This window comes from Pantoea sp. CTOTU50773, assembly GCF_032082325.1.
GTDB lineage: Bacteria > Pseudomonadota > Gammaproteobacteria > Enterobacterales > Enterobacteriaceae > Pantoea > Pantoea communis.
On record NZ_DAMDQC010000013.1, the window covers coordinates 34,154 to 50,947 of the forward strand.

Consider the following 16,794-nt stretch of genomic DNA (forward strand, 5'->3'; position numbering starts at 1 on the left):
GGTCAATCCTCAAGTGGAGTCCATTGCCCATCAGGCGCAACACGGCCCAAAGAGCTGCTGTGAAAATGGGAACTGAACCAGATTGCCTGATGTTGCTGGCACCAGTCTATAACGCGTTGTCGCGATGCCATGGCGAGCGGAAGATCTTCACAGAACAGCGAGTTCCAGTGCGGGTGTTGAAACTGCACCGGATGGTGCATCACATCACCCGGGAAAATCGCATATTCACCCTGGCTTTCCAGCACAATCGAGGCGTGATCGATGCTGTGACCCGGCGTGGAAATATAGCGCAGCACGCCGGCGAACAGAGGAGATTCCTGCACATTGATGGTCTGCAGCTGGTCGCGTTCGATCAGCGGCAGGATACTGTCGCGATACAGTTCCTGACTGGCGGGATCGTCCTGACAGTGCTGCAATTCCGCCGCCGAGCAGACATAACGCGCGTTGGGGAACAACGGCTGCCACTTACCGTCCACCCAGTGCGTATTCCAGCCAACATGATCGGTATGGATGTGCGTCATCAATACCAGCGTGACTTCAGCAGGATCAACGCCCGCCCGTGCCAGATTTTCGACATAAGGCGTATTCAGCTGATGGAATAATGGTTTGTTATCCCGATTGCGCCCATTGCCGGTTGCGGTATCAATCAGAATAGTGTGTTCAGCGGTACGCACCACCCAGCTGTGTATCGACACTTCAGCCGGCTGTTCGGCAAAGGCGTCACTCATCTCAGAACGATGTGCCTTAAACAACCCCCCAAACGGAAAAGCGGCGCGCTGCTCAGTGATTTTTTCAACCCGGCACTCGCCCACCTGAATCTTCATGCTGTGCTCCACTTGATAGAGGACGCGTTCAGCAGCGTCCGTGACAGTAAGTTGAAAGTCACTATACTAAGGCGGAAAACATTATTTAAATCGATTAAAATCATGAACAACATCAATGAAAATGATTTCTCTCGTATCGACCTCAATCTGCTGGTGGTGTTGATGGTGATGTACGAGGTACGCAGCGTCACGCAGGCCGCCAATCGCCTTTACCTCGGCCAGCCAGCGGTGAGTGCCGCTTTGAAAAGGTTGCGTGAAATGTTCGATGATGCGCTGTTTATTCGCACGTCATACGGCATGACACCGACGCCGCGTGCCGAGCAATTAGTGCAGCAGTTCGCACCGCTGATGCAGGGGTTGCATCGGGTGATCTTCACGCCCGATGCATTTGATCCACAGCGTGATAACCGCCGTTTTCGCATTGGCATCAGCGATTGGCTGGAACAGTGGTTGATGCCTGATTTGTTATCGGAACTTGCCACTGCCGCGCCCGGTGTGGATATTCATGTCGTCGCTGCCGATCCCTGGCAGGCGATTCCGTTAATGGAGCAGCAGCAGGCGGATATGGTAATCACCGTTGGGAATGAAGTTAGTCGTGACTTAACCCGCGAGAAAATCGGCCCGGCGGGTTTTCGCACTGTGTGGAGCCGCCAGCAAATTGCACTGGAACGCCTTACGCTGGCTCAGTTTGTCGGTCATCAGCATGCGCTGGTGTCTTATCGCGGTGCCAGCGAAAGTGCCCTTGACCATGCTCTGCAGCGCCTGGGTAAATCCAGACGTGTACGCTATGTCACGCCGCACTTTTCCAGCTTACCGCTGCTACTCCAGCAGATGCCGCTGTTCGCCACGGTGCCGCAAGGGCTGGCTCCTGCATGGTGCCAACGCTATGGCTTGAATGCTGCGCCGGTGCCGGTTGAGATGCCGGACTACGAACTGTCTTTGCTATGGCATAACGCCCAGCAAGACGATCCGGCAAACCGCTGGCTGCGGGAGACTTTGTGCAGTCTGCTGCAGCGGAAGATTTAGTCTGGCGTTCAGAATTCAGGCTTCAGGCTCAGACTTCAGGCTGAGACTTCAGGCTTAGGCTCAGACCTCAGACTTCAGACTTCAGGCTCCGGGCTGCAGCGTCCTGCTCATCCCTTTGACTTCACCACGGCACGACGCGGCCGAGGTAATCGAGATAATGCAGCCCGGTGCGGCCCGCATACGCCTCCATGGTGTTGAGCAGATTGGGGATGCTTTCATCGATGGTCAGGCGAGCTTCCGGCCCGCCCATATCGGTCTGCACCCAGCCTGGCGCCATTAACAGCAAGGTGCGCGCATCCTGATGGCGTGCGGCAAAGCTGCGCATAAACATATTCAGCGCTGCTTTGCTGCCACGATACACCTCGTAGTTGCCGTTAGTATTGTTGGTGAGACTGCCCTGACCGGAAGACATCACTGCAATCGTGCCACTGGCGCTGACCCGATCTTTAAAAGTTTCGATCACACGCAACGGGCTGAGCGCATTGGTGACCATGACACGGGTGAACTCCTCGGTTGAAACGTCGGCAATGGTTTCCCGATCGTCATTTTTTACTCCGGCATTGACAAACAGCATGTCAAACTCCGTGTCCGCCAGACGTTGATGCAGGGCGCTAACCTGCTCGGGGTCCGTAATATCCACCGTTTCTACCGTCAGCTGTTGCGGATAGCGCGCAGCCAGCTGCGAAAATTTATCGGTAGAATGGGCTCGCCCGGTCGCCACAACCTGATAGCCTCGCAGTAGCATGGTTTCTGCCAGTGCGAATCCCAACCCGCGTGACGCGCCAATCAATAATGTTTTCATCCTGTGTTCCTCAGTGGAGTCGATGAGAAAAGTCTAGCGCGGAGTGAGGGGAGGCGGAACACGCAGCTTGTGCAGTGATAACCTGCACTGAACGCCTTGTTATGTCGCCCGACATCCAGCAGGATATTGACCATGAACACCACCGATCTGAATTTACTCACGGCGCTCGACGCGCTGCTCACTACCGGCAGCGTGGTGGGTGCCGCTCGCAAACTCAACCTAAGCGAGTCAGCGATGAGCCGCACGCTGGGCCGACTACGCAATGTGACGGGCGATGCGTTATTAGTGCGAGCCGGACGGCAGATGGTGCTGACCCCTTATGCAGAAGCGATACGGGAACGGACGCAGCGTACGTTGCGGGAAGCACATGCAGTGCTCAGCCCGGATGCTGAAACGCTGGATTTAGCACAGCTGAATCGCTGTTTTAGGCTGCGCACCAACGAAGGCTTTGTCGAAGCGTTTGGCAGTGCGTTGATTGCTGCTGTGACCGCGCAGGCACCGAAGGTCGAGTTGGTCTTTGTGGCAAAGCCGGAGAAAAGTGATCGTGAATTGCGTGATGGCAGCATTGATATAGAGATTGGCGTGCTCGGCAATATGGGGCCAGAAATCCGCTTGCAGGCGCTGTTTCGCGATCGTTTTGTCGGCGTGGTACGCGCGGGCCATCCTTTGACACAGCAGATGGACATCACCCAATTAGCCCGATTTGGCCACATTGTGGCGTCTCGTCGCGCAGAACGGGGTGGACCGATCCATGACGCCATCGAGCAAGCCGGATTGCAGCGCAAGGTTGTTGCTGTTGTGCCGGCTTTCTCTGCCGCTGTGGCGCTGGTGGTCGATTCGGATTGGGTGGCGCTGGTGCCCCGTTCGCTGGTTGCACATCACCCATTGATCGCTCACAGCCAGGCGTTAGCGATGGTTGAGTTGCCCTTTGCCACGCCGGAAATGACAGTGTCACAAATGTGGCATCCTCGACTGGAGAATGATGCCGCGCATCGCTGGTTGCGCGGCGTGGTGAAACAGGTTTGCGTTATGGCGCGTAACTGATCGGCGTAATGGCGGTAGGATCAAGTTGCTGACCGAATTTTGCTAACGTGGATGCCATCGGGCACAGCGTACCCACCTCGGTGACCCGACAGTCAGGCGTTCGCCACTCTTCTCGCAGCAGCGGATGCGCTTGATCGACAGACTGTAGATGACGAAGGTCGTCGAGGCTTTGTGCCTGGAAGTAAACATGCAGCCAGCGCTTGCCGCTCTGCTTATCGCGCCAGCGTTCAAACACCAGGCTACTGCCGGGGGGAATGTTGCCGCGCGTGTAGCCCGGCAAAGTCCAGGTGAAGCCCATCAACGTGCGCACCATCGCGATGTTAGTGTCATGTGCGACAAACAGCAGCCAGCGTGCATCCGGCACGGCATCTGAAACGGGGCTGACACCCTGTTCAACACCCTGAATCATTTCATTCAGCAGAATAGAGCCACGCTTTTTCGCCGTGTACAGCACGTCGTTACTGAGGTCGTAATTAGCGGTTAACAGCGGTAATACAGCGGTTATCTGTGTGGAGTGGGTGATATTGCCCCAGGCCAGTTGATCTGCCGGCAGGTTCTCACTCCAGCCCAGACGCAACGTCTCCACCATGCTGGCAAGAACACTCAATCCCTGCACATAGGTCTTGCCGCTCTTGCTCTGCTTGATCTGCCACGGTTTGTCAAAGACCGAGCAATCGCTACCTGGCTGACAGACAGCACTTTTTAATGCCTGAACGGCAGGTTGTAGCGCCTGCTGACGTGCGACCAGATTCCCCGTCGTAGCGGTCACGGCGGCAAGTTGTTGTGCGGGATCGGTATCGGTAGCCGGAAACGCTTCGGTCTGGAACAGGGGATCATCCTCACCCGCCACGTGATGCACCGTAACGCCACAGCCTGGAAATGCACCATCCACCAGTGCCTGGGCAGTGGCGCGGGTGCGTTGCAACGGGCTGGCGCGAACATACACCTCTTGTGCCTGTGGGCAGCCTGACGTCAATAAACCCAACTGACGATAGTGATCGCCTTCCCAGCGCCCCTTGTTCACCACGGCAGCGTAGCCATGCCCGGTCAACTCGCCATCGTGTGTGGTCCAGATGGTCCACGGGCGCTGAGTCGCCGCTTCAATCTCCTTACGGTTGCCAGACGTGGGTGGGCGAATACCATGTCGGCTTAGTTCCACGACCTTTTCCAGCTGATACTGCGCTTCAGCGTGTGCCGGTAGGGCGCTAAACCAGGACGCACTGGCTATCAACAGGCTGGCGGCAAAGTGATTTCTACGAAGGTTCATCGTGATCCTTATACGAAATAGGGCGTTTATGCAGAACCGGGTGGGATAAAACGCTGTGTTTAGGCACCGCGCACGGATCCACGCCACACCACATCGGCCTGGTACAGCAAGCTGTCATGCTGTTGCTCGGTTTGCGGAGTAAAGCCGGTCTCATCGGCCTCGGTTTGCATCAGCCAGTTCACAGCATCGCGTGCAAATTGCTCAACCGGCTGGGCAAAGGTGGTGAGATGGTAAGAAGACCAACCCGCTTGCGCGATGTTGTCATAGCCAATCAGGCACAGGTCCTCGGGCACGCGCAGGGCAAAGCGGTGGCGTGCTTCATCCATAAATCCGCAGGCAACCAGATCGGTCACGCAAAACACGGCGTCGGGGCGGTGATGCTGAGTCAGCAATCGGTGCGCCAGAATTTGTCCGCTTTCGTAAGAGGTCGAGCCAAATCGTTCGATGGTGACTTCCATCCCCACGCGCTGCGCTTCGGCAACAAACGCTGCTTCGCGCTTCATCAGGCTGGGTGTGCCCGCCAGAGAGTTAGCAAAGGCGAGGTGGCGACAGCCAGCACGCTGAAACGCCATCACCGCCGTGGCCGCCGCACGTTGTGCATCCAGGTTGATGCTCAGCGAGCCGGGCAGCGCTTCATCGCGGTTTATCAAAATGATGCGCTGTCCATGCTGATAGCACTGGCGGGTAATGGTGCGATCCGGCATGCCGGAAAGGATGATCGAGGCATCCGCACGAAAGTTGATCGCCTGCTGTAATGCGGCTGACACGCTGTTGTCGGAACGATCAGTATTGATCAACATGGCAATTTTTCCCGCTTCCTGCAGAAACTGCGTCAACCAGCGAACCAGGCTGGCGCGATAGGGGGTAGCGATCTCGGAGACAACTAAACACACAATCCCACTGCGATTACGCACCAGGCCGCGCGCCAGATGATTAACGTGATAACCCAACTCCTGTGCGGCTTTCATGACACGTGCTCGCATGGCAGAGGATACGCTGGCACCCGGTGTAAACACGCGTGATACCGCTGAGCGTGATACGCCAGCGCGTTCTGCCACATCCTGCGCACTGACCACGGTTTTCTCACTCTGCATGCTCAACTCCTGTGCAAACATCGATTGAAAAAGAGTCTGCCTCAAATTGCAAAGCTGTGCAAACCGTTCAGAATCTAATTTGTTGCATTTTTGTGACACAACCAATCAATTGCATCGCAAGCCATTTGACAGCTGTTTTTTTGTTCATTACTACTTTGCACAGATGTGCAAAAAAGGTGCCAGTGAAGCACCACCCTACAATCAAAGGAGAACACCATGCGAGCCACCTCAATCGCCGTCGCACTATCCCTCTCTTGTACTGTACTGCCTTTCGCTGCCTCTGCGGCGGGCAACCTCAACATGGTTTGTTCCGCTGACGTGGTGGTGTGTGAACACATGACACGTATCTTCAGCCAGAGCCATCCAGATATCAAAGTCAGTATGGTGCGTTTGTCGGCGGGGGAAGCGTATGCGCGTTTACGCAGTGAAGCGCGTAATCCGCGTACCGATATCTGGTGGGCCGGTACCGGCGATCCGCATATGCAGGCGGCCGATGAGGGGTTAACGCAAGTGTACAAATCTCCACTGCTTGACCAGCAGCAGGATTGGGCACAAAAACAGGCTGAAAACTCGGGCTATCGCACGGTGGGAATTTACGCTGGCGCACTGGGCTGGGGCTATAACACCAAACTACTCGCCGATAAAAAGCTGAAAGAACCCCTCTGCTGGAAGGATTTGCTGGATCCCGGTTTTAAGGGGGAAATTCAAATCGCCAACCCGAACTCCTCCGGCACCGCCTACAACACACTGGCCACCCTGGTGCAAATTATGGGAGAGGAGCAGGCCTTCGATTACCTGAAAAAACTCAATGCCAACGTCTCGCAATATACCAAGTCCGGCTCCGCGCCAGTGAAAGCTGCCGCGCGAGGCGAAACCACGGTTGGTATCGTGTTCATGCATGATGCTGTTGCGATGCAGGTGGATGGCTTCCCGATCAAAACCGTCGCGCCCTGTGAAGGCACGGGTTATGAGATTGGCTCAATGTCGATAGTGAAAGGGGCGCGCAACCTGGCCAATGCCAAGGTCTGGTACGACTGGGCGCTCAGTGCGGAGGCGCAGTCGCATATGAAGGAAGCGAAGTCCTTCCAGCTACCGTCAAATCGCAACGCGGAAATCTCGGAATACGCCCCGCGCTTCGAAAACATCAAACTGATCGATTACGACTTCAAAACCTATGGCGACTCCGCCAAGCGCAAAGCGCTGCTCAGCCGCTGGGATAAAGAGATTGGTGCCAGCGCACAGTGATGGCCTGACTGCGTGAACCCGCGCCACATCCTGCGAGATCCTATCCTTGCCGTGGCGCCTTTCAACACATCATTCCACTGCGAGCCGGAGAGGCAGACTCTCCCTCTTGAGGAGTTTTATGCATGCAAATAATCGTCGGCTTACCGGCGCACTGTTGATCGGCCTGGCATCTCTACTCTTGCTGCCGTGGTATAGCCTGGAAGCCGGCTTTTTTGATGGCGGCTGGTTGTTCAATTTGTGGCGCGATCCTGCTAATGCGCCCGCCTTGTGGCAGGTCAGCTCACATCCGTGGCTGGCGATTGCACTGACCTTGTTCGCGCTCTGTGCCGCGTGTGGATTACTTCCCTCTGGCGCGCGCAGCCGCCTGATGCTGTTATTTAGCGCACTGGGCGTCATTTTTCTGGTGATTGAAGGACATGCCATCGGCTACAGCGGCTGGAGCTGGTTATGGCTGGAAAACCGCTTCGGGGCACTGGAGCAGGGCCAACCGGCGATGGGCGCGGGTGCACTGCTGTTGATGACTACCTTTTTGCTGCTGTTTTCGTTTGCGCTGACCGAGCGAGGCGTGTTGAAAGGCGATGCCTTTGTGGTGGCGTCCCTGGTATTACTGACCGCGCTGGTCAGTATTTTTGTGCTTTATCCGGTGCTGAGCATGTTTGTGGTCTCGGTGCAGGACGTTGATGGCAGTTTTAAACCCGACGGACTGATCAGCAATATTCAGGATCCTTCAATCTGGAGTCTGGCCTGTTTGAAAGGAGGCACCTGCGGTACGGCCTGGCGCACGCTGTGGCTGGCGCTGATGACGGCTTCTGGTTCTACGTTCTTGGGGCTGGCCTTTGCGCTGGCCGCCACGCGCACGCCGCTGCCCTGTAAAAAAGCGCTGCGTATGCTGACCATTTTGCCGATTATCACGCCGCCGTTTGTGATTGGTCTGGCGCTGATTCTGCTGTTTGGCCGTTCAGGCGTGGTCACGGAATATCTGGCGGCGCTGTTTGGCATCGAACCTGGACGATGGCTGTATGGTTTAACCGGCATCTGGATTGCGCAGGTGCTGTCATTCACGCCTATCGCGTTTCTGGTGCTAATTGGTGTGGTCGAGGGGGTAAGCCCTTCACTGGAAGAAGCCTCACAAACGCTGCGCGCCAACCGCTGGCGCACCTTCAGCCGCATTTCCCTTCCTTTAATGGCGCCCGGTCTGGCCAACGCTTTCCTGATCAGCTTTATCGAAAGCATGGCTGATTTTGGTAACCCGATGGTGCTGGGTGGCAGTCAAGGTGTGCTCTCCACCGAAATCTTCTTCTCGGTAGTCGGCGCGCAGAATGATCCCAGTCGGGCAGCGGTGCTGGCGATGATTTTACTCAGCTTCACCCTGGCGGCGTTCGTACTGCAGCGTTGGTGGTTGGGCGGCAAAAATTTCGCCACCGTCACTGGTAAGGGCGACGGCGGCAAACATGGTCAACTGCCCAGACTATTACGCTATGGCGTGTATGGCATGGTGATCCCGTGGGGGCTGTTCACGTTGGTGATTTACGGCATGATCGTCGTCGGTGGGTTTGTGCAGTCATGGGGGCTAAATGACGCCCTCACTGTCGAGCATTATGTGCGAGCTTTCCGTGTCAGCAGCAGTGACGGGCATTTGCTGTAGACCGGCTTGGCGTGGAACTCGTTCTGGACCACGCTTGAGATAGCGCTGATTGCCGCGCCGCTCACCGCGATTGTCGGCTTGCTCACCGCCTGGCTGATTGTGCGACAGAAGTTTGCCGGCCGTCAGACGTTTGAATTCTTGTTGATGCTGAGTTTCGCTATTCCGGGCACGGTGATTGGTGTGAGTTATGTGATGGCGTACAACTTGCCGCCGCTGGAGATCACCGGTACGGCTCTCATCCTGATTGCCTGCTTTGTGTTTCGTAATATGCCGGTGGGGGTGCGCGGGGGCATTGCGGCCATGAGCCAACTGGATAAAAGCCTTGATGAAGCCTCATTGACGCTGGGTGCCAACAGTTTCCGCACGCTGCGCAAAGTGGTGCTGCCGTTGCTCAAACCGGCGATCAGCGCCGCGTTAGTGTATGCCTTCGTTCGCGCTATTACTTCCATTAGCGCCGTCATCTTCCTCGTCAGTGCGCAATACAATATGGCGACCTCCTACATTGTCGGGCTGGTCGAAAACGGTGAGTACGGCGTGGCGATTGCTTACTCCACCGTATTGATTGTGGTGATGTTACTGATCATTGGCGTGTTTCAGTGGCTGGTGGGTGAGCGAAAACTGCGTCGTGTTGCCCGCCCCGCGGATATCGCTGTGCCGTCGACTTCAACTTCGTTAACTCAGGAGAGAACCGTATGACCAGTATCAATGCGGGTTCCGTGGTATTTGAGCATGTCACTAAACGTTTTGCGGGCTTCAACGCCTTACCAGATCTGTCACTGACGGTGGAACCTGGCACGCTGGTTACGCTGCTGGGCCCCTCTGGTTGCGGCAAGACCACCACGCTGCGCTTGCTGGCGGGGCTGGAACATCCCACCTCCGGGCGCATTCTGATTGGCGGTAAAGACGTAACACATTTGCCTGCCAACGAGCGCGATGTGGCAATGGTGTTTCAATCTTACGCGCTGTTTCCCCATATGAGCGCGCTCGACAACATCATGTATGGGCTTCAGTCCTCGGGAATGAACAAGCGGGAAGCGCAAGACCGGGCGCGCGAAGGATTGAAACTGGTGGGACTGGAAAACCAGGGCCAGCGATTGCCGTCTGAGCTTTCGGGCGGTCAGCAACAGCGTATTGCAGTGGCGCGTGCGTTGGTGCTGGAACCGCAGGTGCTTCTGCTGGATGAACCCTTATCCAATCTTGATGAACGTCTGCGTCGCCGTGTGCGCACCGATATTCGCGAGCTACAACAAAGGCTTGGCTTTACCGCAGTCTATGTCACGCACGATCAGGAAGAAGCGCTGGCGGTGTCTGATAAAATTATTGTCATGAAAGAGGGTGATATTGCCCAGCAAGGCGCACCAGAAAGCCTTTACCACGCCCCGAATTCGGTGTTCATCGCTGATTTTATGGGGGAAGCCAACATTCTGCCGTGCGAAGTCGAGCAAGTGGAGGGCAACGATGCGCTGGTGCGGCTGGGAAATCTGCGTTATCGCGTGCGCGGTAACGGCGTGCCAACCGGCTCGGCCCAATTGTCGGTGCGTCCGCAGTTTATTACGTTGCACAGCGATAGGCAGGGAGCCTTGCAAGGCGAAGTGACCCACAGCACATGGCTGGGTGATCACATCGAATATGAAGTGGCCACGCCGCTCGGTTCCTTGTTTATCGTTGATGCGCAGATGGAGCAGCGTCTGCCGCTGGCTTCTGCCGTGGCGATTGATTTTAAACCTCAGGGATTAGCCCTGATTGCCGGATAATTTAAGGACAGATAATGAGTGACACCGTGAATGACGCGCTGCTGGCACGTTTGATTTTGGCAGAGAAAGTGGCACGCGCAGGGGGCGAGAAGGCGCTGGAGTATTTCCATCATCGCGACACGCTGGTGGTCGAGACCAAGTATGATCTTCAGGATGTGGTGTCGCGCGCTGACCGCGAAGTCGAGCAGATGATCGATCAGCAGATTCGCGCCCAGTTTGCCGACGACGGTTTCCTGGGGGAAGAGTACGGATTGCAGGAAGGCACATCGGGATACACCTGGGTAGTTGATCCGATTGATGGCACCAGCCCGTTTTTGAACGGCATGCCAAACTGGTGCGTCTCCGTCGCGGTACTGCATGACGGTGTGCCAGTGATCGGGGTGATCTATGCGCCAACCTATCAGGAGTGCTATGTGGCGGCGTTGGGGCAAGGCGCGACGTTAAATGGCCGTCGTTTGCAGGTTGATCCAACCCGCACGCTACAAAACCATGTCACTGGCTTTGGCGCTAACAGTCACGTTAGCCCTGTTGAAGTTGGCAATATTCTGGCCTCATTGCTGGAGGCCGGGGGCAACTTTATCCGTATCGGCTCTGGCGCATTGATGCTGGCGTGGGTGGCGGCTGGGCGCGTAGTGGGCTATTACGAACCCTATATGCACGCATGGGATTGTCTGGCGGGCTACTGCCTGGTGAAAGAGGCGGGCGGCTGGTATCACCCGTTCAATACCGAAGGCGAACGTTTGCTGAAAGGCGCTCAGGTGCTGGCGGTGGCGCCTGGCGCGGAAGCAGATTTGAAACGGATTGCGGGAATTTAAGCCTTATCCTCGTTGCCGGAAGCCGTTGCAGCAGCGGCTCCCGGCAAACGCTTTAATGGTCACTAAAGCTAATCGGCCCGCTATAACTCAGCAGCATTGCAATTCGACCCTGGCGATGCTGTTATAACCCATCACCATATTTACCGGGTAATCGCGTGTCGCTCTCCTCATCAGAATGGTTTAGCCGTAATGGCATTGAATGTTCGCGCGTGAACGCCACTGGCAGCCGCTTTCCACGTCATCTGCATAATGAATATGTAATTTGCGCTAACCTCAGCGGGCGCGAAGAGATTTGGCTCGATGGCAAAGTCTCTGACGTGTTTGCCGGGCAGGTGACGATTTATAATCCCAGCGCGATTCAGTCCTCCTTATTCAGCAATGATCCGGTGAGTTTTATCAGCATCCACTTGCCGCAGGTGATCTTATCCGAAATGTTTGACACCACCGCTGCGCCCGCTTTGCGCGAAGGGGTGTTCCATGACGCGCTGTTGTTTCAGGCGATCACTGAATTCGACCAGGCCGCGCGCACAGGAGATGAGTTACTGCTGGAACAACAGCTGCTGTGGCTGTGTGGTGAACTGCTCGACGATAAAGAGAGTGCCGAACAGGGGGAAGTGCAGATTATCGAGCAGGTGAAGCAGTTTCTTGGTGAACACTTGCACGAGAAACCGCAACTGGATGTGCTGGCGCAACGTGCCGGGCTAAGTAAGTATCATCTGGTGCGTCGTTTCACCCAGCTCACCGGGCTGCCACCGTTGCAATACCATATGCAATTGCGGCTACAGCAGGCGCGGGAACTGTTGCGCCGTCGGGTACATCCGCAGGAAGCCGCGCTGCAACTGGGTTTTTACGATCAAAGCCACTTCATTAACGCCTTTCGCAAAGTAATGGGTACCACACCACACCATTACGCCCAGCAAATTGCCTCAGCCCAATACAAACTCCCGATAGCCTGACACCATCACATAGGCGGCGAAGTAGCAGAAGATCAGCGCCGAGGCGAGGTAGGAGTATTTTAACAGGCGCTGCCCCAACAGCTTACCGCCCATGCTGCCCACCAGGCATAACACACAGGTCCAGACCACTCCCGCGATAAAGAACCCACCGAGGAAAGAAGAGGTGGCATTGACGCTGCCGTGCCCCATGCGAGCAATCAGTGCACCGCCCACGCTGGCAAACCATAAAATCGCCGTGGGAGATGACATCGCCAGCACCACGCCCCTACTGAACTCTCGCAGTAACGAACGATAAGGCTGTTGCTCCGCTGGGGGTAACGCCGCATCTTTACGCAGTGCAGCGATCAACATTTTACCTGCGAACCACAGTAGTAATAATCCACCGCCAATCCACAACACCCAGCGTACCGCAGTAAACTGCAACACCACCGCCATGCCAGCCAGCGCCAGCACCGCATAAATCAGGTCGCCAATGCAGGTGCCAATCCCTAACCAAAAACCGTGAAAATAGCCACGCTGCATCGCGAGGGTAATCATGGCGATATTGGCCAGCCCAATATCAAGGCACAGCGATAAACTCAGCAGAAAACCATTTGAAAACTGCAGCATAGCAACAAGCCTGTCCTTATTTTTTTCTGTGGGCGGCATTAAACCACGGCACGAATCACACTGTATTGGAAAGAATTGCGCCACCGCGCCCGGAGCACCACGGCATTCGCTCCAGGATGAATCGTCTCTGCGTCTGGTTTTCTCGCCGTCGCAATTATGTTTATATGCATCCATCTGCCATCAACGACCAAACGCCATGAATCTTCGGGAAAAAATTGTCGGCCAGTTCAGTGAGCTGTCACCAGAACTGCAGCGCGCGGCTGAGTTCTCTCTGCAAAATACCAATCAGCTGGTGGTGCAATCGATGCGCGCGTTTGCCGTTGAAGCCGGTGTGAAACCTGCCACGCTGCTGCGGCTGGCGCAGCGTTTGGGCTACAACGGCTGGGGCGAACTGAAAGATGCCTTCATTGATGACATTGGCCTGCGCAATGATACATACGTATCCAAGGCCGAAAAACTGATCGCCAAAGGAACACAGCCGCAGCTGTATGATGAGGTGTTTAGCGCGCATCAGGCCAATCTGGCCTTTACGCAAAACGAAAATCAGGCGGAAATGGAACAAGCTGTGACCCTGCTCGATGCGGCTGATAACGTCTATATCTGCGGCTTTCGCGCCAGTTTTCCCATTGCCTGGTCACTGTTTTATGTTTACCGACTCTTCAATCGTCAGGTCTCGTTGATTGATGGCCTCGCCAGTAATATCGAGGTGTTTACTCGTGAACTCACCGCCCAGGATTGTGTACTGCTGACCAGCTTTGCGCCTTATTCACGCGAGTCACTGGATGTGCTGCACGCCGCGCAGCAGTCAGGCGCAAAGATCATCGCGATTACCGATTCACCAGTTTCCCCGCTGGCGCAGGCCGCCGACTGCACCCTGTTATTCTCTATCTACAGTCCGTCGTTCTTCCCCTCAGTGGTCTCTGGCATGGGGCTGGCAGAGTGCTTACTGGCAATGCTGGTGGCGCGCCATGGCCGTGATGCTGTGCATAAAATCGAAAATGCCGAACGCTATCTCATTGAATCTGGAGCTTATGTGGTGCCTGGCAAATCCTGAGGAATGATTCATTTGTATCCGTCATAAGAAAATGGAATGCATGTGAATCATTATTGCATTGACGTGATCCAAATGATTCCTGCAAGATGCGCTTAATCACCGTAGCGTATTCAGGAGCAGTACCCAGTATGAGCCACATTATTCACCGCAGTTTGCGCAGCACGCCCGCCGTGGCTGCTCGCGCCGAAGGGGCGTACATCTTCGATAAACAAGGAAAGCAGTATCTCGACGCCTGCGGTGGTGCTGCCGTTTCCTGCTTAGGCCACGCACATCCTGATGTGTTAGCCGCGATGCATCGTCAAATCGACCAACTGGCCTATGCTCACACCAGCTTTTTTACCAGCAACACCGTTGAGCAACTCGCTGAACAGTTGACGCGCACGGCGCCTGGCGATCTCAACTACGCCTATTTCGTTTCCGGTGGTTCGGAAGCCGTGGAAACCGCGCTGAAATTAGCGCGTCAATATTTCGTTGAAATCGGGCAGGCGTCACGTACCAAATTCATCGCGCGCAAGCAGAGCTATCACGGCAACACGCTGGGTGCATTGGCCGTCGGCGGCAATGAGTGGCGCCGTCGCCAGTTTGCCCCATTACTGATCGACGTGATTCGCGTGTCAGCCTGTAATGAATACCGCGATCTTCGTGCTGATGAAACGCAGCAGCAATACACCACGCGTCTGCTTAATGAACTGGAACAAGCAATTGTTGATGCCGGTCCGGAAACCATTATTGGTTTCTGCGCTGAAACGGTAGTGGGTGCCACCACCGGCGCGACTCCGCCGACGCCAGGTTATCTGAAAGGCGTGCGCGCACTGTGCGATAAATACGGCATCTTGTATATCGCCGATGAGGTGATGTGCGGTATGGGACGCACCGGGACGTTGCACGCGTTTGAACAAGATGATGTGGTGCCGGATCTGGTCACTATCGCCAAAGGGTTGGGTGGCGGTTATCAGCCGATTGGTGCCGTGCTGGCCAGCGAAAAGATCGTCTCCGCACTCCAGTCGGGCAGTGGTCTGTTCCAGCACGGTCATACTTATATTTGCCACGCTACGGCGGCTTCAGCGGCACTGGCCGTCCAGCAGGTGATTGAACGCGATAACCTGCTCGATGCGGTGAAGCAGCAGGGCGCGTATCTGCAAAATGCTTTGCGTGAAGTGCTGGGCGCATTGCCGCATGTGGGCGACACGCGTGGGCGCGGCTTATTTGCCGGTGTGGAACTGGTGCGCGAAAAAAAGAGCAAAACCCCGTTCGATCCTGCACTGAAACTACATGCTGGCATTAAAGCCAACTGTATGGCTCGTGGCCTGATGGTGTATCCGATGGGCGGCACCATTGACGGGCAGTATGGCGACCACATCCTGATTGCTCCGCCATTTATTATTACGCCGAGCCAGCTCGATTTTGTGGTGGATACGCTGGCAACCGTGATACGTGAGGAGACCGGTAAATTATGATTAATCGTTTGCCGCCGCTGGCGGAGCACGAGTGGGACGACCAGCAACGTCCACTGGCAGAAGAGATCATTAATGGGCCGCGCGGTGCATTGCTTCCGCCGTTTGAGCCTTTACTGCGCAGCCCGGAATTGATGGCGCACGCGCAGCGCATGGGAGAGTACCTGCGCTATCGCAGCGCGCTCGGTCAGCGCTTATCGGAACTGGCGATTCTCATGACGGCGCGTCACTGGTCGCAGCCGGTGGAGTGGGCGATTCATGCGCCCATCGCCCGGGAAAAGGGCATATCCGGCGCTGCCGTGCAGGCCATTAATGAGAAGCGCCTGCCCGATGACTTAAAGCCGGATGAGTGGGTGATTTACCACTTTTGCCAGCAACTGCATCAACAGCAAAAAGTCACTGACACCTCCTGGCAACAAGCCATCGATTTATGGGGCGAAAAGGGCGTGGTGGATCTGATTGGCATTAACGGTTATTACAGCTTCCTCTCGATGATCATGAACGGCGCACAGACGCCTGCTCCAGATTCTTCAGACATTCTTTTGCAAAGTGCATCAATATGAAAAAAATCGCAATCCATGGTTCCGCCTTCGAAATTGGTCAGCAACTGGGTGAATTTGGCCGTGAAGCCTGGCATCAAAAGCTGACGCTCACCGCACTCTGGCAGACAGTGACAGCCATGAAAGACGCCGACCAAACGGTGGCCATGCGCGCGTTGGTCCAGGCGCACTATCCGCTGATCTGGCAGGAGCTGGAAGGGCTGGCCGCAGGATTACAGGCGCCGATTGAGGAGGTTTTTGCCTGGAACTGCCGTGGCGATTTAGTACGTTCAACCTCGGATGGATGTACCACCGTGGCGGGACAGCGTGCTGATGGCGTGTTAACTATCGCGCACAATGAAGATGGTTTTCCTCAATTACGCGATGACTGTGCCATCGTCAGCATCCGTCCGGATAGTGGGATGGCGTTCGCCAGCTTTGCTTATCCGGGGTCGATTTGCGGTCATACCGTTGCCGTAAACGAGAAGGGCGTGGTGAATACGGTGAATAATATTCGTGCACTGCATCGTCCGGAAGGAGTGCCGCGTCAAATCCTGGCCCGCGCCGCGTTGAATGCGGCCACGCTGGATGAGGCCATCGCAATCCTGACCACACCACCGCGCGCCGGATCGTTCCACCATACGCTCGGACAGATGGGCGATAGCC

The 16,794-nt window shown here is 55.8% G+C and carries 15 protein-coding genes and 1 pseudogene; 11 read left to right on the forward strand and 5 right to left on the reverse strand.

The genetic code is table 11. The features are described 5' to 3' along the window. Positions 1-2 precede the first annotated feature (2 nt). Positions 3-824 carry an MBL fold metallo-hydrolase gene (locus tag RT340_RS03690; RefSeq protein ID WP_211729720.1) on the reverse strand — a complete coding sequence of 274 codons (822 nt, stop codon included), beginning with the start codon at positions 822-824 and terminating at the stop codon, positions 3-5. A 102-nt stretch (positions 825-926) separates the two neighbouring features. Between RT340_RS03690 and RT340_RS03695 the strand changes: the two genes are divergently transcribed. After that, a complete protein-coding gene (locus tag RT340_RS03695; RefSeq protein WP_211729719.1) occupies positions 927-1,850 on the forward strand; it encodes a LysR family transcriptional regulator in 924 nt (307 codons plus the stop codon). A 121-nt stretch (positions 1,851-1,971) separates the two neighbouring features. Here the strand turns inward: RT340_RS03695 and RT340_RS03700 are convergent, their stop codons facing one another. After that, positions 1,972-2,652: an SDR family NAD(P)-dependent oxidoreductase gene (locus RT340_RS03700; protein WP_313374170.1), complete on the reverse strand. Its 681-nt coding sequence runs from the start codon at positions 2,650-2,652 to the stop codon at positions 1,972-1,974. A gap of 132 nt (positions 2,653-2,784) precedes the next feature. Here RT340_RS03700 and RT340_RS03705 point away from each other — a divergent pair, with 132 nt between their 5' ends. After that, positions 2,785-3,696 carry a LysR family transcriptional regulator gene (locus RT340_RS03705; protein ID WP_313374172.1) on the forward strand — a complete coding sequence of 304 codons (912 nt, stop codon included), beginning with the start codon at positions 2,785-2,787 and terminating at the stop codon, positions 3,694-3,696. Here RT340_RS03705 and RT340_RS03710 read toward each other — a convergent pair. Together RT340_RS03710 and RT340_RS03715 are read right to left on the reverse strand one after the other, a co-directional pair. After that, positions 3,680-4,963, reverse strand: coding sequence for a histidine-type phosphatase (locus RT340_RS03710; RefSeq protein ID WP_313374174.1), 1,284 nt, complete (start codon positions 4,961-4,963; stop codon positions 3,680-3,682). The two genes, RT340_RS03705 and RT340_RS03710, sit on opposite strands and share 17 nt — an antisense overlap. A 59-nt stretch (positions 4,964-5,022) precedes the next feature. Next, entirely contained in the window at positions 5,023-6,057 is a 1,035-nt protein-coding gene (locus RT340_RS03715) for a LacI family DNA-binding transcriptional regulator (protein WP_313374176.1), read from the reverse strand. 216 nt (positions 6,058-6,273) lie between these two features. Between RT340_RS03715 and RT340_RS03720 the strand changes: the two genes are divergently transcribed. From RT340_RS03720 to RT340_RS03740, 5 genes and pseudogenes are all read left to right on the forward strand, one after another. Continuing rightward, positions 6,274-7,302 (forward strand): ABC transporter substrate-binding protein, encoded by a 1,029-nt coding sequence (locus RT340_RS03720; RefSeq protein ID WP_313374178.1) that lies wholly within the window; start codon positions 6,274-6,276, stop codon positions 7,300-7,302. 118 nt (positions 7,303-7,420) lie between these two features. Next, positions 7,421-9,643: pseudogene (locus tag RT340_RS03725) on the forward strand (ABC transporter permease). Then, positions 9,640-10,701 carry an ABC transporter ATP-binding protein gene (locus tag RT340_RS03730; RefSeq protein WP_313374180.1) on the forward strand — a complete coding sequence of 354 codons (1,062 nt, stop codon included), beginning with the start codon at positions 9,640-9,642 and terminating at the stop codon, positions 10,699-10,701. Before RT340_RS03725 ends, RT340_RS03730 begins: the two are co-directional and overlap by 4 nt. A 14-nt stretch (positions 10,702-10,715) precedes the next feature. After that, positions 10,716-11,516 (forward strand): inositol monophosphatase family protein, encoded by an 801-nt coding sequence (locus RT340_RS03735; RefSeq protein ID WP_160834387.1) that lies wholly within the window; start codon positions 10,716-10,718, stop codon positions 11,514-11,516. 155 nt (positions 11,517-11,671) lie between these two features. Then, the gene (locus tag RT340_RS03740; RefSeq protein ID WP_211729712.1) at positions 11,672-12,472 is read left to right on the forward strand and encodes an AraC family transcriptional regulator; all 801 of its coding nucleotides are present in this window, start codon (positions 11,672-11,674) and stop codon (positions 12,470-12,472) included. Here the strand turns inward: RT340_RS03740 and RT340_RS03745 are convergent. Then, positions 12,443-13,081, reverse strand: a complete 639-nt coding sequence (locus RT340_RS03745) for a LysE family translocator (protein WP_211729711.1) — start codon at positions 13,079-13,081, stop codon at positions 12,443-12,445. The genes RT340_RS03740 and RT340_RS03745 overlap by 30 nt on opposite strands. Before the next feature lie 196 nt (positions 13,082-13,277). Between RT340_RS03745 and RT340_RS03750 the strand changes: the two genes are divergently transcribed. From RT340_RS03750 to RT340_RS03765, 4 genes are all read left to right on the forward strand, one after another. After that, on the forward strand, positions 13,278-14,135 hold the full coding sequence (locus RT340_RS03750; RefSeq protein ID WP_313374184.1) for a MurR/RpiR family transcriptional regulator: 858 nt from the start codon (positions 13,278-13,280) through the stop codon (positions 14,133-14,135). Between the two features lie 128 nt (positions 14,136-14,263). After that, positions 14,264-15,592: an aspartate aminotransferase family protein gene (locus tag RT340_RS03755; protein WP_211729710.1), complete on the forward strand. Its 1,329-nt coding sequence runs from the start codon at positions 14,264-14,266 to the stop codon at positions 15,590-15,592. Further along, complete coding sequence (locus RT340_RS03760; RefSeq protein WP_211729709.1) at positions 15,589-16,152, forward strand: carboxymuconolactone decarboxylase family protein; 564 nt, start codon at positions 15,589-15,591, stop codon at positions 16,150-16,152. Before RT340_RS03755 ends, RT340_RS03760 begins: the two co-directional genes overlap by 4 nt. After that, the coding region (locus tag RT340_RS03765; RefSeq protein WP_313374187.1) for a C45 family peptidase at positions 16,149-16,794 on the forward strand (646 nt) is incomplete at its 3' end. The genes RT340_RS03760 and RT340_RS03765, both read left to right, overlap by 4 nt.